The 19,666-nt window shown below is 57.8% G+C and carries 20 protein-coding genes and 1 other RNA gene; 11 read left to right on the forward strand and 10 right to left on the reverse strand.

Features of this window, described 5'->3' with window-relative positions:
* Positions 1 to 11: 11 nt before the first annotated feature.
* On the reverse strand, positions 12 to 458 hold the full coding sequence (locus AFK62_RS05175; protein ID WP_053531753.1) for a hypothetical protein: 447 nt from the start codon (positions 456 to 458) through the stop codon (positions 12 to 14).
* A gap of 382 nt (positions 459 to 840) precedes the next feature.
* Entirely contained in the window at positions 841 to 1,887 is a 1,047-nt protein-coding gene (locus AFK62_RS05180; protein ID WP_007673761.1) for a PLP-dependent cysteine synthase family protein, read from the reverse strand.
* Positions 1,888 to 2,002: 115 nt separating this feature from the next.
* Between AFK62_RS05180 and AFK62_RS05185 the strand changes: the two genes are divergently transcribed.
* The 5 genes from AFK62_RS05185 to amtB all read left to right on the forward strand — a co-directional run bounded on the left by AFK62_RS05185 (position 2,003) and on the right by amtB (position 7,957).
* Positions 2,003 to 2,464, forward strand: a complete 462-nt coding sequence (locus AFK62_RS05185; protein ID WP_007673748.1) for an Lrp/AsnC family transcriptional regulator — start codon at positions 2,003 to 2,005, stop codon at positions 2,462 to 2,464.
* Between the two features lie 58 nt (positions 2,465 to 2,522).
* Positions 2,523 to 4,298, forward strand: a complete 1,776-nt coding sequence (locus tag AFK62_RS05190; protein ID WP_053531754.1) for a SmdA family multidrug ABC transporter permease/ATP-binding protein — start codon at positions 2,523 to 2,525, stop codon at positions 4,296 to 4,298.
* Positions 4,291 to 6,069: a SmdB family multidrug efflux ABC transporter permease/ATP-binding protein gene (locus AFK62_RS05195; RefSeq protein ID WP_053531755.1), complete on the forward strand. Its 1,779-nt coding sequence runs from the start codon at positions 4,291 to 4,293 to the stop codon at positions 6,067 to 6,069. Before AFK62_RS05190 ends, AFK62_RS05195 begins: the two co-directional genes overlap by 8 nt.
* Before the next feature lie 231 nt (positions 6,070 to 6,300).
* Positions 6,301 to 6,639 carry a P-II family nitrogen regulator gene (gene glnK, locus AFK62_RS05200; protein ID WP_007673733.1) on the forward strand — a complete coding sequence of 113 codons (339 nt, stop codon included), beginning with the start codon at positions 6,301 to 6,303 and terminating at the stop codon, positions 6,637 to 6,639.
* 31 nt (positions 6,640 to 6,670) lie between these two features.
* Positions 6,671 to 7,957, forward strand: a complete 1,287-nt coding sequence (amtB, locus tag AFK62_RS05205) for an ammonium transporter AmtB (RefSeq protein ID WP_007673731.1) — start codon at positions 6,671 to 6,673, stop codon at positions 7,955 to 7,957.
* A gap of 66 nt (positions 7,958 to 8,023) precedes the next feature.
* Here the strand turns inward: amtB and tesB are convergent, their stop codons facing one another.
* Positions 8,024 to 8,884, reverse strand: coding sequence for an acyl-CoA thioesterase II (tesB, locus tag AFK62_RS05210; protein ID WP_007673728.1), 861 nt, complete (start codon positions 8,882 to 8,884; stop codon positions 8,024 to 8,026).
* Between the two features lie 223 nt (positions 8,885 to 9,107).
* On the opposite strand from tesB, the gene AFK62_RS05215 reads away from it, so the two are divergent.
* Positions 9,108 to 9,680, forward strand: coding sequence for a YbaY family lipoprotein (locus AFK62_RS05215; RefSeq protein ID WP_007673726.1), 573 nt, complete (start codon positions 9,108 to 9,110; stop codon positions 9,678 to 9,680).
* Positions 9,681 to 9,711: 31 nt separating this feature from the next.
* On the opposite strand, the gene AFK62_RS05220 is transcribed toward AFK62_RS05215, so the two are convergent.
* Positions 9,712 to 10,023, reverse strand: coding sequence for an MGMT family protein (locus tag AFK62_RS05220; RefSeq protein WP_007673725.1), 312 nt, complete (start codon positions 10,021 to 10,023; stop codon positions 9,712 to 9,714).
* Positions 10,024 to 10,308: 285 nt separating this feature from the next.
* Here AFK62_RS05220 and ffs point away from each other — a divergent pair.
* From ffs to AFK62_RS05230, 3 genes are all read left to right on the forward strand, one after another.
* Positions 10,309 to 10,405, forward strand: an RNA gene (ffs, locus tag AFK62_RS20870) — signal recognition particle sRNA small type.
* Positions 10,406 to 10,707: 302 nt separating this feature from the next.
* A complete protein-coding gene (locus tag AFK62_RS05225) occupies positions 10,708 to 10,959 on the forward strand; it encodes a hypothetical protein (RefSeq protein WP_007673724.1) in 252 nt (83 codons plus the stop codon).
* The gene (locus tag AFK62_RS05230; protein WP_032984455.1) at positions 10,956 to 11,177 is read left to right on the forward strand and encodes a hypothetical protein; all 222 of its coding nucleotides are present in this window, start codon (positions 10,956 to 10,958) and stop codon (positions 11,175 to 11,177) included. Before AFK62_RS05225 ends, AFK62_RS05230 begins: the two co-directional genes overlap by 4 nt.
* A 208-nt stretch (positions 11,178 to 11,385) precedes the next feature.
* On the opposite strand, the gene yczR is transcribed toward AFK62_RS05230, so the two are convergent.
* Positions 11,386 to 12,810 carry a MocR-like transcription factor YczR gene (yczR, locus tag AFK62_RS05235; protein ID WP_007673722.1) on the reverse strand — a complete coding sequence of 475 codons (1,425 nt, stop codon included), beginning with the start codon at positions 12,808 to 12,810 and terminating at the stop codon, positions 11,386 to 11,388.
* 86 nt (positions 12,811 to 12,896) lie between these two features.
* On the opposite strand from yczR, the gene yczE reads away from it, so the two are divergent.
* On the forward strand, positions 12,897 to 13,514 hold the full coding sequence (yczE, locus tag AFK62_RS05240; RefSeq protein WP_007673720.1) for a membrane protein YczE: 618 nt from the start codon (positions 12,897 to 12,899) through the stop codon (positions 13,512 to 13,514).
* A gap of 57 nt (positions 13,515 to 13,571) precedes the next feature.
* Positions 13,572 to 14,399 (forward strand): GNAT family N-acetyltransferase, encoded by an 828-nt coding sequence (locus AFK62_RS05245; RefSeq protein ID WP_053531756.1) that lies wholly within the window; start codon positions 13,572 to 13,574, stop codon positions 14,397 to 14,399.
* A 5-nt stretch (positions 14,400 to 14,404) separates the two neighbouring features.
* On the opposite strand, the gene AFK62_RS05250 is transcribed toward AFK62_RS05245, so the two are convergent.
* The 5 genes from AFK62_RS05250 to AFK62_RS05270 all read right to left on the reverse strand — a co-directional run bounded on the left by AFK62_RS05250 (position 14,405) and on the right by AFK62_RS05270 (position 19,440).
* Positions 14,405 to 15,961 (reverse strand): EAL domain-containing protein, encoded by a 1,557-nt coding sequence (locus AFK62_RS05250; protein WP_032984454.1) that lies wholly within the window; start codon positions 15,959 to 15,961, stop codon positions 14,405 to 14,407.
* Positions 15,962 to 16,122: 161 nt separating this feature from the next.
* Positions 16,123 to 16,782, reverse strand: a complete 660-nt coding sequence (locus tag AFK62_RS05255) for a methionine ABC transporter permease (protein WP_032984465.1) — start codon at positions 16,780 to 16,782, stop codon at positions 16,123 to 16,125.
* Positions 16,779 to 17,570: a methionine ABC transporter ATP-binding protein gene (locus AFK62_RS05260; RefSeq protein WP_007673708.1), complete on the reverse strand. Its 792-nt coding sequence runs from the start codon at positions 17,568 to 17,570 to the stop codon at positions 16,779 to 16,781. Before AFK62_RS05260 ends, AFK62_RS05255 begins: the two co-directional genes overlap by 4 nt.
* On the reverse strand, positions 17,567 to 18,379 hold the full coding sequence (locus tag AFK62_RS05265) for a MetQ/NlpA family ABC transporter substrate-binding protein (protein ID WP_007673703.1): 813 nt from the start codon (positions 18,377 to 18,379) through the stop codon (positions 17,567 to 17,569). The genes AFK62_RS05260 and AFK62_RS05265 overlap by 4 nt, the downstream gene beginning before the upstream one ends.
* Positions 18,380 to 18,402: 23 nt before the next feature.
* Positions 18,403 to 19,440, reverse strand: coding sequence for an isopenicillin N synthase family dioxygenase (locus AFK62_RS05270; RefSeq protein WP_053531757.1), 1,038 nt, complete (start codon positions 19,438 to 19,440; stop codon positions 18,403 to 18,405).
* Positions 19,441 to 19,666: the final 226 nt, after the last annotated feature.

Raw genomic sequence — 19,666 nt, forward strand, 5'->3', positions numbered from 1 at the left:
CCCGTCACCTCTCATTTAGCAATTCCTGCGCCTTTTTTCAGTTCGGCCAGTAAGGATTGCGAAATCGTATTGCAGGCATCGTTTACACGGAACTGATAAAGCGGCGTGATGGTATCGACCATAATATTGGACAGATCCCCGCTGATAGAGGCGTAATATTGCGTAGCTTTTATACTGCGGTAGAGCGTGTCTATCTGTTCCCGGTATTTATCACGATTAATATCGGCAAGGTGTTTGGTTTCGGCGAGACAGCGTTCCAGGCGCAGTTTAGTATTTTCACTAACGGGCGCCAGCTGGTTCATCGATTCAACCGGCGTGGGCGCAGGTTGTGCAGGGGCAGACATCGCGCTTGCGGTCTGTGGCGCGCTGCTTTTCACCGGTACGGTTTTTTTTCCGGTGGTACAGGCGCTTAAAGACATCATCATCGCAGCAATATAAATGATTTTTTTATCTAACATATTATCTCTTATCTGTCTGATTACAGGATGCCAGCCATCCCTGGCGCCACATGGCCGGGATTACCCGAAATTTGTCCAGTAATAGACTGACCAACCGCGAGGGGTGCGCGGAATAACGCCAGCATACCGGGAGAAAGAACGCTGATTTTATACAGACTTGATGAAGATAGATTTTAATAAATTCTTAAAAGTGATTGTTTTATTATTTAAGGAAATGATTGGGTGTGATTTATTTGGCTGAGTTATTTTTATGAAGGGAAGCTATAGATAAAGAACATTGGAAGTAAAATTTTTTTGGGCAGATAAATATAATGCAGATGAGTAAAGCAGGCGGTAAAAAAAGCGGCGAATTGACGCCGCTCTGTAATGGCTTGCGCCGCGCTTAACGCAGCAGATCTGTAATGGTGGCGCGCCACGGCGACACATCGCCAATCGATGCGGCCACCCATGCGGGATTGTGGTAGGTCTCCAGATACCGCTCGCCGCTGTCGCACAACAGCGTGACGATAGCGCCGCTGCGCCCCTCGTCGCGCATCCGCGCCGCCAGTTGCAATGCTCCCCACATATTTGTGCCGGTAGAGGCGCCCACTTTACGACCCAACAATTCGCTCAGCCACTGCATCGCCGCAACGCTTGCCGCATCCGGCACTTGCAACATTTCATCGATCACATCTGGAATAAAAGAAGGTTCGACGCGCGGACGACCAATCCCTTCAATGCGGCTCCCGACGGTGCTTTTTAGTCCGCTATCGCGCTGCTGCCAGTAGTCATAAAAGACGGAGTTTTGCGGATCGACGACCATCAGGCGCGTGGCGTGGCCCTGATAGCGCAGGTAGCGGCCAATCGTCGCGGAGGTACCTCCGGTGCCCGCACTCATCACGATGTAATCGGGGATGGGGTGCGGTTCGTCGGTCATCTGGCGAAAAATACTGTCGGCGATATTGTTATTGCCGCGCCAGTCGGTGGCACGTTCAGCGAACGTAAACTGATCCATATAACGTCCCTGCAGTTCACGCGCGAGCACTTCGGACGCCTCGTAAATTTCGCAGGCGCTCTGCACGAAGTGGCAACGCCCGCCGTAAAATTCAATCTGTTCGACTTTGCGCCTTGCGGTACAGGCGGGCATCACGGCGATAAATGGCAGGCCCAGCATCCGGGCGAACCAGGCTTCCGAGACGGCAGTCGAACCTGACGAGGCCTCAATAATGGGGGTGCCCTCGCGGATCCAGCCGTTGCAAAGACCATATAAAAACAGCGAACGTGCCAGACGATGCTTCAGGCTGCCGGTGGGATGCGTACTTTCGTCTTTCAGATAGAACCAGATGCCCGGGAAAGCGGGCAGGGTAAAGCGGATCAAGTGGGTATCCGCAGTGCGCCGGGCATCGGCGTGGATCTCATTTATGGCGTGGTGAACCCAGGTGCTGGACATGATACGTTCCGGTTTATCAATTTGTGCCCAGCGTAAAGCATCTCTCAGGAAAATAAGTTGCCTTTTAGCCTGCGGATTGCTGCTATAGGAGAAAATTTTTCTACAGGTTACGCGAATGTTAGATAAAATTGATTGCAGGTTGCTTTCACTGCTTCAGGAAGACGCGACGCTTTCTTTGCAGGCGCTCGCCGATGCCGTTAATCTGACAACCACGCCTTGCTGGAAACGGCTCCGGCGTCTGGAGGATGACGGCTTTATTGTGAAGCGCGTTGCCCTCCTTGACCCGGAAAAACTGGGCCTCGGCCTGACGGCCTTTATGCTGATTAAAACGCAGCATCACAGTAGCGAGTGGTACAGCCGGTTCGTCGCGGTAGTGGAAGAGATGCCGGAAGTGCTCGGTTTCTGGCGCATGGCGGGTGAATACGACTACCTTATGCGTGTACAGGTAGCCGATATGAAAAGCTATGACGACTTTTATAAACGTCTGGTTAACCGGGTGCCGGGGCTGTCAGATGTCACTTCGAGCTTCGCCATGGAGCAGATAAAATACACCACAGCCCTGCCGCTTAAGCGCTGAACCGTCTGGCAAGTCCACGACGCCCGCGCTTTTTCATCAGACCAATCAGGAACTTCGCGTGCGATTATTTGCTCAGTTAAGCTGGTATTTTAGCCGGGAGTGGCGTCGCTACCTCGGCGCCGTTGCCCTGCTTATCCTTATCGCCATTCTGCAGCTGGTGCCGCCGAAAGTGGTGGGCTACGTTGTTGATGGCGTCACCCAACGTCATTACACCACCCAACAGGTGCTGATGTGGATTGGCCTGCTGGTGGCGATAGCCATTGTTGTTTATCTGCTGCGCTATGTCTGGCGCGTGCTGCTGTTCGGCGCGTCCTATCAGCTTGCTGTTGAACTGCGGCGTGATTTCTATCAACAGCTCAGCCGCCAGCATCCGGAGTTTTATTTGCGTCATCGCACCGGCGATCTTATGGCGCGTGCCACCAATGATGTGGATCGTGTTGTGTTCGCCGCCGGTGAAGGCGTGCTGACGCTCGTGGATTCTCTGGTGATGGGGTGTGCAGTATTAATTGTGATGAGTACGCAGATAAGCTGGCAGCTTACCTTGCTGGCGCTGCTGCCGATGCCCGTCATGGCGATAGTAATCAAGCGCTATGGCGATCAGCTGCATCACCGTTTTAAAGCTGCACAGGCGGCGTTCTCCTCGCTCAATGACCGCACTCAGGAGAGCCTGACCAGCATTCGAATGATTAAAGCCTTCGGTCTGGAAGACAGACAGTCTGCGCTTTTTGCAGAAGATGCGCGCGACACGGGCGTAAAAAATCTGCGCGTCGCGCGCGTGGATGCCCGGTTCGACCCGACGATTTACATTGCCATCGGGATGGCGAATCTGCTCGCTATCGGCGGCGGTAGCTGGATGGTAATGCAAGGTACGCTAACACTCGGACAGCTCACCAGCTTTACCATGTACCTTGGCCTGATGATCTGGCCGATGCTGGCGCTGGCGTGGATGTTCAATATCGTCGAACGCGGCAGTGCGGCGTACAGCCGTATCCGTGCGCTGCTGGCGGAGGCGCCGGTGGTAGAGGATGGTCAGGCACCGCTGCCTGAGGGCCGCGGCGTGTTGAAAGTTGCTATCCGGGAATTCCGCTATCCGCACGCTGCACGATCAACGCTCCAGAACGTGCAATTTACGCTCAAACCCGGCCAGATGCTGGGGTTGTGCGGCCCGACAGGCGCCGGGAAAACCAGCGTGCTGTCGCTCATTCAGCGCCATTTCGACCTGGACGAGGGCGAAATGACCTTCCATGACGTGCCGCTGCAGCGGCTACATCTGGATGACTGGCGCGCGCGGCTTGCAGTCGTCAACCAGACGCCTTTTTTATTTTCCGATACCGTCGCCAGCAATATTGCGCTTGGCAAACCGGGCGCGACGCAGGCGGAAATCGAACAGGCCGCGAAACTTGCCTGCGTGCATGACGATATTCTGCGTCTGCCGCAGGGGTATGACACGCAGGTCGGCGAGCGTGGGGTGATGCTTTCTGGCGGTCAGAAACAGCGCCTCTCGATTGCGCGTGCGCTGCTGCTGGAGGCGGAAATTCTGGTGCTGGACGACGCGCTGTCGGCCGTGGACGGCCGCACTGAGCACCAAATCCTGCATAACCTGCGCCAGTGGGGCGAAAACCGCACGGTCATTATCAGCGCGCACCGGCTTTCGGCGCTTACCGAAGCCAGTGAGATCCTGGTGTTACAGCACGGGCAGGTTACGCAGCGCGGACGCCACGAGGCGCTGGCGGCGCAGCCGGGCTGGTACCGGGATATGTATCGCTATCAGCAACTCGAAGCGGCGCTGGATGACACGCCAGGCGAGGAAGAAGAGGAGGCGCTGAATGCGTAATCTGGGACAGAGCTGGCCGACGCTTAAACGTCTGCTGGCCTATGGCTCGCCGTGGCGTAAACCGCTCAGCGGCGCGGTGCTGATGCTCTGGGTCGCGGCGGCGGCGGAAGTGACCGGGCCTGCGCTCATCAGTTATTTCATCGACAACCTTGTGGCGAAAAACCAGTTGCCGCTCGGCCTGGTGGGTGGGCTCGCGTTCGCTTATGTCCTGCTGCAAATTCTCGCGGCAGGCCTGCACTACTGGCAGGCGCTACTGTTTAACCAGGCGGCGGTTGGCGTGGTGCAACAGTTACGTACCGATGTGATGGACGCTGCCCTGCGCCAGCCGCTTAGCGCATTCGATACCCAGCCGGTGGGGCAACTTATCTCCCGCGTCACTAACGACACCGAAGTGATCCGCGATCTTTACGTCACGGTCGTGGCGACGGTCCTGCGCAGTGCCGCGCTTATCGGCGCGATGCTGGTGGCAATGTTCAGCCTCGACTGGCGTATGGCGCTGGTGGCGATCACCATTTTCCCGGCCGTGTTTATCGTAATGATGATTTACCAGCGCTACAGCACGCCTATCGTGCGCCGGGTGCGGACGTATCTTGCGGATATCAACGACGGCTTCAACGAAGTGATCGGCGGCATGAACGTCATCCAGCAGTTTCGCCAGCAGGGGCGTTTTGGCGAGCGGATGAACGCAGCCAGCCATTCGCACTACCTGGCGCGAATGCAGACGCTCCGTCTGGATGGTTTTTTGCTGCGTCCTTTGCTGAGTCTCTTTTCCGCGCTGGTGCTGTGTGGGCTGCTGATGCTGTTCGGGTTTACCTCGGTCGGGACGATTGAGGTAGGCGTGCTGTATGCGTTTATCAGCTATCTGGGCCGCCTCAACGAACCGTTGATTGAACTCACGACGCAACAGTCGATTCTCCAGCAGGCAATGGTGGCAGGCGAGCGTGTGTTTGAGCTGATGGATCGCCCGCGCCAGAACTATGGTCACGACGAGCGCCCGCTGGAAAGCGGAGCAATTGAGGTGGATAACGTCTCGTTCGCCTATCGTGATGACCAACTGGTGCTGAAGGAGATATCGCTTTCCGTACCGTCCCGCCACTTTGTGGCGCTGGTAGGGCATACCGGCAGCGGTAAAAGTACACTTGCGAGCCTGCTGATGGGGTATTACCCGCTCAACACCGGTGAAATTCGCCTGGACGGTCGCCCGCTCGCTTCGCTCAGCCACGGTGTGCTGCGCAAAGGCGTGGCGATGGTGCAACAGGACCCGGTCGTGCTCGCCGATTCGTTCTTTGCAAACGTAACGCTTGGGCGTGATATCGACGAAGCAAGGGTCTGGACGGTACTGGAGACAGTACAACTGGCAGAGCTGGCGCGCGGAATGAGCGAAGGCATCTATACGCGTCTTGGCGAGCAGGGCAATAACCTCTCGGTGGGCCAGAAGCAACTGCTGGCGCTGGCGCGTGTGCTGGTTGAGGCACCGCAAATCCTGATCCTTGACGAGGCGACCGCGAATATCGATTCCGGCACCGAGCAGGCCATTCAGCAGGCGCTTGCGGCAATTCGCCAGCACACGACGCTGGTGGTGATTGCGCACCGGCTTTCGACCATCGTTGAGGCCGACACCATTCTGGTGCTGCATCGCGGCCAGGCGGTGGAGCGGGGCAGTCATCAGGCGCTGCTGGAGGCGCGCGGACGCTACTGGCAGATGTACCAGTTGCAGCTCGCGGGCGAAGAGCTCCAGGCCGCTGCTCAGGAGGAGCCGCTCAGCGCCTGATGCACCAAAATTAGGCGATCTACTAACACGCACCGTTTGTGGTGCAAAAATGTAACGCACCCTGCACTGGCATGGTGCGTTTTTATTTTCTTACGCCGTCTCGCTTCTTATCCCTGCGCTTTTTCGCCGGTATTTCCGCCGTCACTGCACGCTTTTTCATTCCTGGCACGTCCCTTGCTTTACCCCTTTATCATCGCTGCTGCATTACCCAATTCTGACTGGAGGGGATCTATGAAGCTGGTTACCGTGGTAATCAAACCGTTCAAACTGGAAGACGTGCGTGAAGCACTCTCCACCATTGGCATTCAGGGCCTTACCGTCACCGAGGTGAAAGGATTCGGGCGTCAGAAGGGCCATGCCGAGCTTTACCGCGGCGCCGAGTACAGCGTGAATTTCCTGCCTAAAGTAAAAATCGACGTGGCGATCGCCGACGATCAGCTTGATGAAGTGATTGACGTGGTCAGCAAGGCTGCGTGGACCGGTAAAATTGGCGACGGCAAAATTTTTGTCGCCGAACTGCAACGCGTGATTCGTATTCGTACCGGCGAAGCCGACGAAGCGGCACTCTGATTTCTGGCCAACCGTTACAGGAATGCAAAAGATGAAACACACAGCCCTTAAATCTGGTTTCGGCCTGCTTGCTCTTCTGCCGGGTTTTGCCCTGGCGGCGCCAGCGGTGGCAGATAAAGCCGATAACGCTTTTATGATGATCTGCACCGCGCTGGTGCTGTTTATGACAGTTCCCGGCCTGGCGCTCTTTTACGGCGGCCTGATCCGCGCGAAAAACGTGCTCTCTATGCTGACGCAGATATCGGTGGCGTTTGCCCTGGTCTGCGTACTGTGGGTGGTTTATGGTTACTCGCTGGCGTTTGGCAGCGGTGGCAGTTTCTTTGGCAACGTCGACTGGCTGCTGCTGAAGGGCATCAAAATTACTGACCTGATGGGCAGCTTCTATCAGTACATTCATGTTGCGTTCCAGGGCTCTTTCGCCTGCATCACCGTGGGACTTATCGTCGGCGCGCTGGCAGAACGTATCCGTTTCTCGGCGGTAGTGATTTTCGTCCTGGTGTGGATGACGTTCTCCTACGTGCCGATTGCGCATATGGTCTGGGGCGGCGGTTTGCTGGCGTCTCACGGCGCGCTGGATTTCGCCGGCGGCACCGTGGTGCATATTAACGCCGCCGTCGCGGGGCTCGTGGGGGCGTATCTGATTGGCAAACGCGTGGGCTTTGGCAAAGAAGCGTTCAAACCGCACAACCTGCCGATGGTGTTTACTGGCACCGCTATCCTTTATTTCGGCTGGTTCGGCTTTAACGCGGGTTCCGCAAGCGCCGCCAACGAAATTGCGGGTCTTGCCTTTGTAAACACCGTGGTCGCTACGGCTGCGGCAATCCTCGCCTGGGTCTTCGGTGAATGGGCGATGCGCGGCAAGCCTTCCTTACTGGGCGCCTGTTCCGGCGCTATCGCGGGGCTGGTCGGCGTGACGCCAGCGTGTGGTTACATCGGTGTGGGCGGTTCGCTGATTGTGGGTATCGCGGCCGGTCTTGCGGGCTTGTGGGGCGTCACCATGCTCAAACGCTGGCTACGTGTCGACGACCCGTGTGATGTGTTCGGCGTGCATGGCGTTTGCGGTATCGTGGGCTGCATCCTGACCGGGATTTTCGCCTCAACGTCCCTTGGCGGCGTGGGTTACGCCGAAGGCGTGACGATGGGGCATCAGGTACTGGTGCAGCTTGAAAGCATTGCCATTACCGTGGTGTGGTCGGGCGTGGTGGCGTTTATCGCTTACAAACTGGCGGATATGACGGTCGGGCTGCGTGTTTCTGAAGAGCAGGAGCGCGAAGGGCTGGACGTCAACAGCCACGGCGAGAATGCGTATAACGCCTGATAAAGGGTTATCTCCGTAGCCAAAACCTCCCGCTTGCGGGAGGTTTTTTTATGGGCTACTCATTACTTACCCGCGCTGCCTCATCACACCTTCCTGTACCGTCGAGGCCACTAAGACGCCGTCCTGGGTATAAAACTCGCCGCGCACAAACCCGCGTGCGCTGGAGGCCGAGGTACTCTCCACGCTATACAGCAACCACTCGTTCAGATTAAACGGGCGGTGGAACCACATAGAGTGATCGATAGTCGCCACCTGCATGCCCGGCTCCAGGAAACCGACGCCGTGCGGTTGCAACGCGACAACCAGAAAATTGAAATCCGAGGCATAGCCGAGCAGCGACTGGTGCAGACGAAAATCATCCGGCATCGCGCCACTGGCGCGTATCCAGACCTGACGCGCAGGCTCCGCCACGTGGCCTTTCAGCGGGTTATGAAATTCCACCGGGCGGATCTCCAGCGGTTTATCGCAGATAAACTTCTCTTTTACCTGCGGCGGCAGCAAATGCGCCAGCGAGCGGGCGATTTCCGTTTCCGATTTCAGGCCGTCCGGGGAAGGGGCCTGCGGCATCGTTTTCTGATGCTCAAAGCCGCTTTCCGGCGCCTGGAACGAGGCGGTCATATAGAAAATCGGTTTGCCGTTCTGGATAGCCGCGACGCGCCGGGCGCTGAAGCTGTTACCGTCGCGCAGCACTTCCACGTCATAGACGATGGGTTTCTGACTGTCGCCAGGGCGCAGAAAATAGCTGTGGAAAGAGTGAACGAGACGTTCTTCCGGCACTGATGCCTTGGCGGCGTACAGCGCCTGGCCGACCACCTGGCCGCCAAACACCTGCCGTAAACCGAGATCTTCGCTTTGGCCGCGAAAGAGCCCCTCTTCAATTTTTTCCAGATTTAATAACGCCAGTAAGTTGCTTAGCGCCTGACTCATAAAGGGTCCTCTACTACCGATAAATGCACAGCCGTGCGAATGATATAGCCCGATTATAACGCAGAAAAACAACTGGTCAGAGGGGTTCAATAATCTTAATAGCGCCGCGTTTCCAGGCGAAAATAAGTGATGTGTGCCACACTTAGCACGACAAGCATGTTGTGAGAGCTCACGCTGGTGAGTCGTAAGCGCTTACTGGTGCATTGAAAATAAGGAGAACGCCATGAAACTCGTGCACATGTTAAGTGGTTTAGCCGTTGCCGTTGCTCTGGCCGGTTGCGCGCAGGATAAAAGTGCCGATATTGCTGTTCCAGCCCCGAACCCGAATACCTCCGGCGTCGCGACGAAGCCGGTGATTAAACAGCCGAATGTGTCCGGTACTGTATGGATCCGCCAGAAAGTGACTCTGCCGCCGGATGCTGTGCTGACCGTGACGCTGTCGGACGCCACTCAGGCGAACGCACCATCAAAAGTGATTTCGCAAAAAGTGGTGCGTACCGAAGGCAAACAGCCGCCGTACAGCTTTGTACTGCCGTTTAAACCGTCAGACATCCAGCCGAATGCCCGCATTCTGCTGAGCGCGGCTATCACGGTTGACGATAAACTCGTGTTTATCACCGACCGCGTGCAGCCTGCGGTGAATGACGGTGGCAAGAAAATCGACCTGACGCTGGTACCGGTGCAGCAGACCGCAGTTCCAGTACAGGCGGGCGGCGGCGCGGTAACGACCGTCCCCTCGACTTCGCCGACTCAGGTGACACCGTCTTCCGCCGTTCCGGCTCCGACGACCTACTAAGCCTGCGACAGCGCCTCTTCGGAGGCGCTTTTCAATAGCGCCACCCATAGCGCGCTAAATCGATTTCCCCTTTCCCTGACACCTGAATGCCTTCAGCGAGCAATGCCTGGCGCTGGCGCTGTAAATCCGGCCCGGTCAGCGATATTTCCCCACGACGGTTCACCACGCGATGCCACGGCAAGAGACTGCCTTCCGGCAAGCGTTTTAGCACGCCACCCACCTGGCGTGCCGCCCGCGGCGACCCGGCCAGTCGCGCCACTTCGCCATACGTCGTCACGCACCCTTGCGGGATAGCCGCGACTATCTGATAAACGCGCTGGGGGAAGGTATCGTGGTTGTCCATTGGGGCTCCTTTCAGTGATGTGGTAAGCATATGAAAGGGCAGGGCAGAAGAGCAACCAACAAGTGTTGTTCCCGGCGAGAGACCGGTGAATGCAACAGGCGTCATTACTGTTCTGGCTGACAATAAGCATTTCCCCACAAAAAGTGGATAACATTCACTCACATCGCACGGCCGCTCACCCCTATTGCGCAATAAACCAACATACGGCGCGCGTTGGGTTGCAATCGCCAGGGGCAACAGACATAATGCGCCCTGCGCGTTTAACGACGCTCTCAATGGGGGCCCTGTTGGTTCTCCCGCAACGCTACTCTGTTTACCAGGTCAGGTCCGGAAGGAAGCAGCCAAGGCAGATGACGTGTGTGCCGGGATGTAGCTGGCAGGGCCCCCACCCATTTCAGGCACCTGCGCCGCCATAAAATTCTCTCATTATTTATCTGCTGAGCAGACCACTCTGCGATTTATCGCTTATAACCGACATCATTCATTGCCGAAAAGCATTCCGCTTTATTTTATTCTGTATTTTAAATTTCATTTAATTGTCATTTATCTGTCATCTTTTTGTCATAATCAGGCGACGCATATAAAATATTTGAAACGTCTTTTTATAAGTAAGAGCTTAGCGCTGGATCTTAATAATCAATTGAGGTATTAAATAGCTCTCATCTGAAAAGAAAGGAATTTTCTATGACTGCTGCGGTGCTTAATGTAAAAATAAATACCGACCTCAAAGAAAAACTTCGTCAGCATGCTGAGCAAAATAGTGAGACGCTCAGTGCCGCCACAGAAAAGCTGCTGCTCAAAGCGCTGATGCTCGCTGATGAAGATGACGCCGTGAGCGGCGAAGACGTTGACAGCCAGCATACCGAAGAAGATATCTCCCCACTTTCTGTAAAAGAAATCAAAGCACTACGTAAACTTCTGAAGAAGAGAAAATGAAAAACGCCCCTCTGTCTACTACGGCTTCAACCTATCGGGAAGCCTGCGAGCTGTTGCGTTCAGGCTACGTAAAACATGTCCGTCTTGGCTGGGATGTCGGCAGCGATGAGTTTTTTCGCATTGCGTCTGACTGGTGCGATGCCGGTGCCAAAATACAAAAAGACGGTAATGAATTTGTCATTTCCCTGAAAGGTTTCCCGGTCCCCCGTCAGCATTAATCTCCGCTTGTTGATATCTTCATTAATATATCACCGGCGTGACACGGCGCTGTTACAAAGCGCCGTCAGAATCCGTCGCATAATAAAATGATACGCCTCACCATCTCATATCATGTGCAGTCACGGATGACAGTAATTGGATGGCGAGCCAGAAGGCTCGCCATCTGTTTTTATTTCATCTAAGATTAATCTTAATCCCTCATTGCTTTTAGACCACGCCTCGTGCCGCTGGCGCGCGCGTCTCCATCAGCTGTTGCCAGAGCGGCTGTAAGCGGCTAAATGCCTCCTCCAGCTGCGCGGTTTCAAGCGTAAATGGCATGCGCAGGTAGCGCTCAAACGCGCCATCAACGCCAAAACGGTTACCGGCGCCAAGATGAATGCCGAGCCCTTCTGCACTTGCGGCGAAAAGCGTTGCCAGCGGGCGCGGCAGCTCCACCCAGAATGACAATCCCCCTTGCGGTAACGTACTGCGCCACTGCGGAAAATAGCGCTGCATAGCCTCGAAGCAGGCGTCGCGACGCACCTTAAGCGCCGCCCGACGTGGCGGCAGAAAATGGGCAGACTCTTCAATCAGCGTGGCAACAGCAAGCTGTTCCAGCAGCGGCGAACCGAGATCGAGCGTGTCGCGCATTTGTACCAGCGAGGCGATGGTACGCGTGCTTGCGCGTATCCAGCCGAGACGCAGCCCGCCCCAGAAGCTTTTGCCCGCCGACCCCAGGGTAATGACTTCATCCTGGGTGTCGAAAGCGGCGAGCGGCGCCGGTGGCGCCTCTTCGTACCAGAGATCAACCATGGTTTCATCGACGACCAGCGTTGTGCGGCTGGCAGAGGCGGCAGCGACCACCCGTTCGCGGGTAGCGGCGTCCATACAATGGCCGGTTGGATTGTGGTAATCAGGAATGAGATACGCAAGGCGCGGTGATGTCTGGGCAAAGGTCGCGGCCAGGCCGTCCGGGTCCCATCCGTATTGCGGCAGAGACACCGGCACCGGGCGGCACGACGCACCGCGAATCGCAGCGATAGCGAGCGGATACGTCGGGTTATCCACCACTACGCGGTCACCAGGGCCGGTCAGCAGCCGTAAAATGAGCGCGAACCCGCTCACCGCGCCGTTAACCAGCATCACCTGATCGGCGCGGGTAGGCAGACCGCGTGCGCCGTAGCGGGCGGCGATAATTTCGCGCAGGCGTAGCAGGCCGTGCGGATCGTAACCGGTATGGCCAAGGTAGTCCGGCAGTTGCGCGACCGCGCGCTGGCAGGCCTGTAATACCTCCGGGCCCGCGCTCAGCGCGGCGGTGGAGAGATCGAGCGCGCCGCCGCTGCCCGTCAGCGTCGGCACCGACGCGCTGCCGGCGGGAAGGGCGATAGCGGAGCCCGCGCCATGACGGCTTACCAGGAATCCTTCATCGCGCAGCAGCCCCAGCGCGTTCGCAACCGTCGTTCGGCTGACGCCAAGTGCGCTCGCCAGTTCCCGTTCGCCCGGCAAACGGCTGGCAAGCGGCAGACGGCCATCCAGGATCACCAGACGCAGCGCCTGAGCGAGCTGGCGATAAACCGGCAGGCGAGCCTGTTCCTGCTGCCAGCGGCCAAGCAAGCGCAGCAGCGAGGCCGCGCCAGTGCGACGAGTATTCATAAGCAGTCCACTTTATCAAAACTGGACCTTAATCTTAGGCGTGCTGGCTTTAAAGTAGTAGCCAATTAACTGGCGAGGGAAAAAGTATGTGGCGTCGTTTACTTCAGCTGTATGTCGGGCTTGCGCTGTATGGCGTCTCAACGGCGATGTTTGTCAGGGCCAATCTCGGTACCGATCCGTGGAACGTCTTTCACCTGGGCGCAGCGCGGCTGTTGTCGCTGAATATCGGCCTGGTAATTATCGGCGTCGGCGTGCTGGTGCTGCTGCTGTGGGTACCGCTGCGCCAGCGGCCAGGTCTTGGAACGATCAGCAACGTTATTATGATTGGCCTTGCAGCGGATGCGGCGCTGGCCCTGCTGCCCGCGCCATCGTCGCTGGTGTTGCGCAGCGCATTGCTTATCGCGGCGGTGGTGGTAAATGCGCTCGCGACCGGCATGTATATCGGCGCAGGCTTTGGCGCAGGCCCGCGTGATGGCCTGATGACAGGCATTCATGCCCGCACCGGCTGGTCGGTGCGCAGCATCCGCACCGCTATCGAAGTCTCAGTGCTGCTGGCGGGTTGGGCGATGGGTGGTACGCCTGGCGTCGGCACCGTGGTCTATGCGCTCGCGATTGGGCCGCTTATCCAGCTTTGCCTGCCCTGGTTTCAGCCACGGCGCGCAGCGCCGTTGACGCCTGGCATGGCGGTGGTTGAAAAAGGGTAGGATCGCCTTTTCCCCGCGCTGCGTTATGCTGTTAGTTTCTGCTGGCGAGGAACTGCGATGTTGAACCACGGAACTCTGCGCGCGCTGCCTGCGTGGCACTGGAGCAGCGAGGCGCTGGCCGCCATGCTGTGTCGCTGTTTTGACGGCTATCTGGTGCCATTCCAGCTTGATGGCGCGGCTTTTGCCCACCGCTTTGGCGCAGAGAATGTCTGCCTGAACGCAAGCCGCATCTGGCTTGAAGCCGATAACGTCGTTGCGCTGGCATTAATCGCCCGGCGCGGCTGGCGTAGCCGCCTTGCCGCATTTGCCATTCACCCGGACTGGCGCGGTAAAGGCGTGGGCAAGACGCTGATGATGCAGTTACTGGATGAGGCGCACGAGCGCGGCGATAAAAGCATGACGCTTGAGGTGATCGTCGGCAACGATGCGGGGCAGGGGCTGTACGAACGCGTGGGGTTTGTGTGCCAAAGGACGCTGGTTGGCTTTCAGGCGCACAGCCCGGCGGCGTTTGTGGAGACTCAGGCGCTTGTGCCCTGCGATCCGCATGAGGTAGCGCAAAGAATGGCGTCGCAGGCGGATGACCTGCCATGGCTGATGGCCCCTGAAACCGCGCAGGCCCTGCCGGGAAGTGGGTTTTCGCTGGAGGACCAAGCATACGCGATTGTCGCCACCGTGTATGCCCAGCCGCAACTGCGCGCGCTGTGGGTTGCGCCGCAAGCCCGGCGTGAAGGACGCGCCCGGCAGTTGTTATCGTTACTGCATGAGCGGTTTCCGGGGCTAATGACACCGGTCGCCATTGAGCAGCGCCTTGCGCCGCTTTTCGAACAGAGCGGCTATCGCATTCAACCGGTGCGTCAGTATGAGATGCGCCATTCGCTGGCCTGACGACCTCAGGCGACGCCGTGGTGTTTACACCAGTCGATGAATGCCGCGGCAGGCAGTGCTTTACTGTAGAGCCAGCCCTGTGCGTACTGTACGCCGTGTTCGCGCAGCCACTGCGCCTGGCTTTCGTTTTCCACGCCTTCGGCCACCATTTCAAGCTTCAGCGTTTTCGCCATTTCGATGATGTGTGGCGTCACGGTTTTGTATTCCAGCGCATCGACGAAGGACTTGTCGATTTTCAGGATATCAACATCCAGGTCTTCAAGATAACTCAGGCTCGAATAGCCCGTGCCGAAGTCGTCGATGTAAATTTTATGGCCCGCCGCGCGCAGGCGCTCAATAACCGGCCCGCTTAAGCCAGGGTCTGCAAAACCGCGCTCGGTGATTTCCAGCGCCAGCTGGTGCGACGCGACGCCATGCTGCGCCAGCGCATCGCTGAACATATCGACAAACTGCGGTTCATGCAGATCAAACGCCGAGATGTTAATGGAGATGTGTTGCTGCGGGTGCGCGCGTAGCCAGTCGCCCAAATCATGCAGGACATTGTGCACAATCTGGCGGGTCAGCGGGCCAATCAGCCCGGTCTGCTCGGCAAGCGGGATGAAGATATCCGGCGTCAGCATACTCCCATCCGGTTGCGGCCAGCGGATCAGCGCTTCTGCGCCCATGGGATTCTCATCCGCCAGACGAATAATCGGCTGGTAGTGCATAACCAGTTCATTGTTATTGATGCCATCCTGCAGGCGATAGCGCGGCGATTGCAGGCGGCGTAACAGGCGCAGCAGCCAGAATGCGGCCGCGAGGCTGATGAAAATACCGGCCGGCAGCCAGATGAGCTGGAGTTTGCGGATCTCCGCCGTCTGCGGTGCCTGCGAAGCCCACGCCACGACGGCGATGCCGGAAGCCGGTTCGCGGTGGATCAAATAAATATTGCCTTTGTATTCGATTTTTTCCGCGTTGCTCTCGCGCGCCAGTTTCCAGACCTCCAGATCGAAAGGGCTGCTGCTGGTAAGGATTCGGTTACGCGGTAAGCCGATGATCGCCGTATTAATCGGCCAGGCGCTAAACGGGATAAGATCGATAAACGAAGTGGGATCGATAAGCACCAGATGCGGCGCCTGGCCCACCATGATCATCGGCGTCGGCATGGCAAGATCGTTCTGGTTACTAAACCAGATGGCGTAGTGGGATTTGTTAATCCAGGTGGGTGGCGGCAGCGGTTTTGAGATACTGCGCCCGGCCAGCGACGAACAGAGCGGCGTCATATCCTTCTGATACACCACCTCCTGCACGTGGCGAAAGATAAACGATGTGCGCCGCATGGCCAGCAGGTGCGCCTCGCTGCATGGCTCGCCCTGAAAGCGATTGATTTGCGTCAGCGCGGCTTTCGCCTGCCGCATGATGTCGTTGGTGCGGATCAGGGTGCGTTCCGTGTAAGCATCCAGCTCCAGCATGAAATGCTCTTCGGCCTGATGACGGGCGAGCCAAAAACTGAAGATGACAGGCAGCAAAACACTGAGTAACAGCACACCTGTTACTATCCTTATCAGTCTTGCGATGGTCACGATTGCAGCCTGCCCGTCATGAAGAAAAAAGTGCGGAGTACATTTAGCGTAGTGGGGGATAATGGCTTTTGCGACGGCCGGTCGCATTGATTTCGCTTAGGGTTGTGGCAAAAAAGCGAGAAATTCGGCGTGTCGCGCAGACCGCGCCGAACCCTTAACACTCAGCGGCGGTGCGCGAGACGCCTGACCACCTGGTCGCCGAGCGTCTGCACGCCCTGCACCAGAGCCACCAGAATCAAGACGGTGGCAAACATCACTTCATTATTAAAACGCTGGTAACCGTAGCGGATGGCGAGATCGCCAAGCCCGCCGCCGCCGATAACGCCCGCCATGGAAGAAAAACCGATTAGCATGACGACGGTCAGCGTGACACCCGCCAGCAGCGCGGGCAGCGCCTCTGGCAACAGCGCTTTACTGATCACATGCCAGGCGTTGCCGCCCATCGCGATGACCGCCTCGGCGCGTCCATGGTCCACATCATCCAGCGCGTTTTCAACGACGCGCGCAAAGAAAGGAAACACGCCTATCGTAATGGGCACCACGGCGGCGGTGCTGCCAAGCGTGGTGCCGATGATAAGCCGGGTGAGCGGAATAAGCGCAATCAGCAACACGATAAACGGCAGCGAACGGCCAATATTGATAATGCCGCCCAGCAGAGCGTTAAGCCGGGGCTGCGGGAGAACGCCGTCGCGCCGGGTGATGAACAGCACCACGCCGACCGGCAACCCAATCAGCACCGTCAGTAGTGCCGCAAGCCCCACCATATAGAGCGTCTCCAGCGTGCCCTGCATCAGCAGCGGCCAGAGCTCCTCAAGGCTCATGCCACTTCGCACCATATTCTCTCCTCCACGCCGTGACGACGTAAAAAGGCCTGCCAGGCGGCGTTATCGCGTAAAAGCGTCTGGCGCAGTACCGACCAGGGCGCGCTTAAGAGATCCGCGAGTCTGCCGCTCTCCACCAGTTGCCCGTCTTCCAGCAGCGCCGCGTGATCGCAGATAGCTTTAACGACCTCCAGCTCATGCGTGATAAGCACAATCGTCAGCCCCAACTGGCGATTGATGTCGGCAAGCAGCGCAAGAACAGACGCGGTGGTCTCCGGGTCCAGGGCGCTGGTGGCTTCATCGCACAGCAGCACCTCGGGGCGCGGAGCCAGCGCCCGCGCAATGCCGACGCGCTGTTTCTGCCCGCCGGAAAGGCGTGAGGGAAACGCGTCTGCTTTATCTGCAAGCCCCACCAGTTCAAGCAGCGCTGCCACCCGCTCATGGCGTTCAGCGCGGGGAACGCCCGCAATCTCCAGCGGCACCGCCACGTTGTCGGCCACCGTGCGCGCATGGAGCAGGTTAAAGTGCTGGAATACCATCGCGGTGCGCTGGCGATGTGCCCGCAGCGCGCGGTTATCGAGGCGCGTGATGTCCACGCCATTCATCAGGATGCGCCCCGTACCAGGCCGCTCCAGAAGATTAAGGCAGCGCAGAAGCGTGCTTTTCCCTGCTCCGCTGCGCCCCAGAATGCCGTAAATCGCGCCTTGTGGGATGGTGAGCGAGAGGTCATCCAGTGCCGGTCGGCCTTCCCCGGCGTAAGTTTTGCTCAGCCCGTCAAGCGTTATCATGATTGCGGGCCCGCGACCGGAATAACGGAGCCGTTGTAATGCTGGCGAATAAATTCCGCGACCTGCGGCGACTGCAAATCCTTCGCCAGTTCCTTAATGCGCGGGTCGTTTGCGAGCGCCGGCGTCGTCACCAGAATGTTGGCGTACGGGTTATGATCGGCACGCTCCAGCCCCAGCGCGTCTTTCGACGGCGTCAGCCCGGCCTCGAGCGCGTAGTTGCCGTTGATAACGGCCAGATCCACATCGTCCAGCGAGCGCGGGATCTGCGGCGATTCGATTTCCAGGATCTTCAGCTTCTTCGGGTTTTCCTGAATATCCTTCGGCGTGGCGAGGCTGTTCGCCGGATCGTTAAACCCGGCCTTGAGCGTAATGAGCCCCTGATTTTGCAGCAAAAACAGCGCGCGGCTGAGGTTAGTCACATTATTCGGCACCGCCACCGTGGCGCCCTGCGGTACGGATTTGAGATCGTGATATTTGCGCGAGTAGATACCGAGCGGCTCAACATGAACGGTCGCGGCGACGGCGAACGTTTTGCCAAGCGCTTTCTCCTGATCTTTCAGATAGGGCAGATGCTGGAAATAATTGGCATCGACATCACCGTTCGCCAGCAGTTCGTTGGCGTTTACCCCGCTGGTGAGCTCCACAACGTTCAGATCGAGTTGCGGGTCGAGCGTTTTAATGTAATTGAGGATTTCGGCATGCGGCACTGGGTCTGCCGCGATGCGCAGCGGCCCCGCGGCGGCCTGTGCGCCAGTTATGGTTGAGAAAAGCAGCGCCAGCCCTGCCAGCGTCATTGTGGCTTTGTTCATGAGGTTTTCCTTGTCCGTTGAGGTCAGGCGATCAGTTCGTGGCTGCCGCGCAGCACGTCACGGTAGTAGCGCTCGGCGACATCCGGGTGTGAACGCAGGCGGCCTTTGAGATAGTTCCAGCCCACGTCGCGCAGCAGCGGGTTTTGCGGATCGCTCTGAGGGCCATGTGCCTCCCCGGCAAGCGCTGAGGGCAGCGGATAAACCGGCACCACGCCATCAAGACGCGCGCCCAGGAAAAAGGCGATGGAAAGGCGTTCTTTACCGGCGGGCGGGGAGACGACGCGATGCACCGTGGCGCGCAGATAGCCGTTAGTGGCAAGCTCCAGCAGTTCGCCGATATTCACCACAAAGCTGCCGGGGAGCGGGGCGGCGTCTATCCACACATCGGGCGCGATCTCTACCTGCAAACCTTTTTCCGTGTCCTGCAACAGGAAACTTAAGAAGCCGGAATCCTTATGCGCGCCGACGCCCTGATTGCTCTGCGTCTCCTGCTGACCGGGGTAGCGGATGAGTTTAATGTGTTCGTTAGGCTGTTCGCCGTAGAGGGTATCGAACGCGTCGGGAGCCAGATGCAGCGCCTCGGCGAAGGCGCGAAGCAGCCTCAGTGCCATCTGCGCCATGTCACGCTGAAAGCGCAGCAGCGCAGGCTTAAGCGTCGGCAGGGCGGCAGGCCACAAGTTCGGCCCCTGCAGGCGGCGCCAGACGGGCGCATTCGCCGCAGGCGTCAGCGCCGGGCGTTCGGCTCCGATATCAAATTGCTCGCGCCAGTCCGGTTTGCCGCGCGTCAGCTCGGCCGCGGCGCGGTTGTAGCCGCGAAAATGCGGCGAGTGGATCATGGCAACCTGCGCTTTTTCATCATCCGGCAGCGCAAAAAAACGGCGCGCTTCATGCTGCACGTCTTCCAGCAGATGGGGGGCGATACCATGATTGATGATGTAGAAAAAACCAATATCGCGGGCGGCATAACGCAGATTATCGAGAAACGCGGCGCGGTAGGCCGGGTTCTGGTTAAGCCTTGCGAGATCCAGAATGGGCAGGGTATGGGGTAAAGCTGTGCTCATGGGGCGCTCCGTTAGCAAAAGAAAATAACAATCGGTTATCAGCAAACAGACAGGCACAACAACAGCGCAGACGCATGGCTTTCTCCTTACAGTAATTTCACAACAACACCCTGCCTGAAAGAAGTACGTACGCCCAATACCGTTCTTTTCTGATTTATAACGTCGCGGGGTAAAAAGGATTTTCGCCTGGCGCAAAAGCAATTATTTCAAAATGTTTCCAGCAGAA

The organism is Cronobacter condimenti 1330, assembly GCF_001277255.1.
GTDB lineage: Bacteria > Pseudomonadota > Gammaproteobacteria > Enterobacterales > Enterobacteriaceae > Cronobacter > Cronobacter condimenti.

Excerpts from the sequence above, each read along its gene's own strand:
- AFK62_RS05175 (WP_053531753.1), bottom strand. The coding sequence starts at position 458 with ATGTTAGATAAAAAAATCATTTATATTGCTGCGATGATGATGTCTTTA.
- AFK62_RS05180 (WP_007673761.1), bottom strand. The coding sequence starts at position 1,887 with ATGTCCAGCACCTGGGTTCACCACGCCATAAATGAGATCCACGCCGAT.
- AFK62_RS05185 (WP_007673748.1), top strand. The coding sequence starts at position 2,003 with ATGTTAGATAAAATTGATTGCAGGTTGCTTTCACTGCTTCAGGAAGAC.
- AFK62_RS05195 (WP_053531755.1), top strand. The coding sequence starts at position 4,291 with ATGCGTAATCTGGGACAGAGCTGGCCGACGCTTAAACGTCTGCTGGCC.
- glnK (WP_007673733.1), top strand. The coding sequence starts at position 6,301 with ATGAAGCTGGTTACCGTGGTAATCAAACCGTTCAAACTGGAAGACGTG.
- amtB (WP_007673731.1), top strand. The coding sequence starts at position 6,671 with ATGAAACACACAGCCCTTAAATCTGGTTTCGGCCTGCTTGCTCTTCTG.
- tesB (WP_007673728.1), bottom strand. The coding sequence starts at position 8,884 with ATGAGTCAGGCGCTAAGCAACTTACTGGCGTTATTAAATCTGGAAAAA.
- AFK62_RS05215 (WP_007673726.1), top strand. The coding sequence starts at position 9,108 with ATGAAACTCGTGCACATGTTAAGTGGTTTAGCCGTTGCCGTTGCTCTG.
- AFK62_RS05220 (WP_007673725.1), bottom strand. The coding sequence starts at position 10,023 with ATGGACAACCACGATACCTTCCCCCAGCGCGTTTATCAGATAGTCGCG.
- AFK62_RS05225 (WP_007673724.1), top strand. The coding sequence starts at position 10,708 with ATGACTGCTGCGGTGCTTAATGTAAAAATAAATACCGACCTCAAAGAA.
- AFK62_RS05230 (WP_032984455.1), top strand. The coding sequence starts at position 10,956 with ATGAAAAACGCCCCTCTGTCTACTACGGCTTCAACCTATCGGGAAGCC.
- yczR (WP_007673722.1), bottom strand. The coding sequence starts at position 12,810 with ATGAATACTCGTCGCACTGGCGCGGCCTCGCTGCTGCGCTTGCTTGGC.
- yczE (WP_007673720.1), top strand. The coding sequence starts at position 12,897 with ATGTGGCGTCGTTTACTTCAGCTGTATGTCGGGCTTGCGCTGTATGGC.
- AFK62_RS05245 (WP_053531756.1), top strand. The coding sequence starts at position 13,572 with ATGTTGAACCACGGAACTCTGCGCGCGCTGCCTGCGTGGCACTGGAGC.
- AFK62_RS05255 (WP_032984465.1), bottom strand. The coding sequence starts at position 16,782 with ATGAGCCTTGAGGAGCTCTGGCCGCTGCTGATGCAGGGCACGCTGGAG.
- AFK62_RS05260 (WP_007673708.1), bottom strand. The coding sequence starts at position 17,570 with ATGATAACGCTTGACGGGCTGAGCAAAACTTACGCCGGGGAAGGCCGA.
- AFK62_RS05265 (WP_007673703.1), bottom strand. The coding sequence starts at position 18,379 with ATGAACAAAGCCACAATGACGCTGGCAGGGCTGGCGCTGCTTTTCTCA.
- AFK62_RS05270 (WP_053531757.1), bottom strand. The coding sequence starts at position 19,440 with ATGAGCACAGCTTTACCCCATACCCTGCCCATTCTGGATCTCGCAAGG.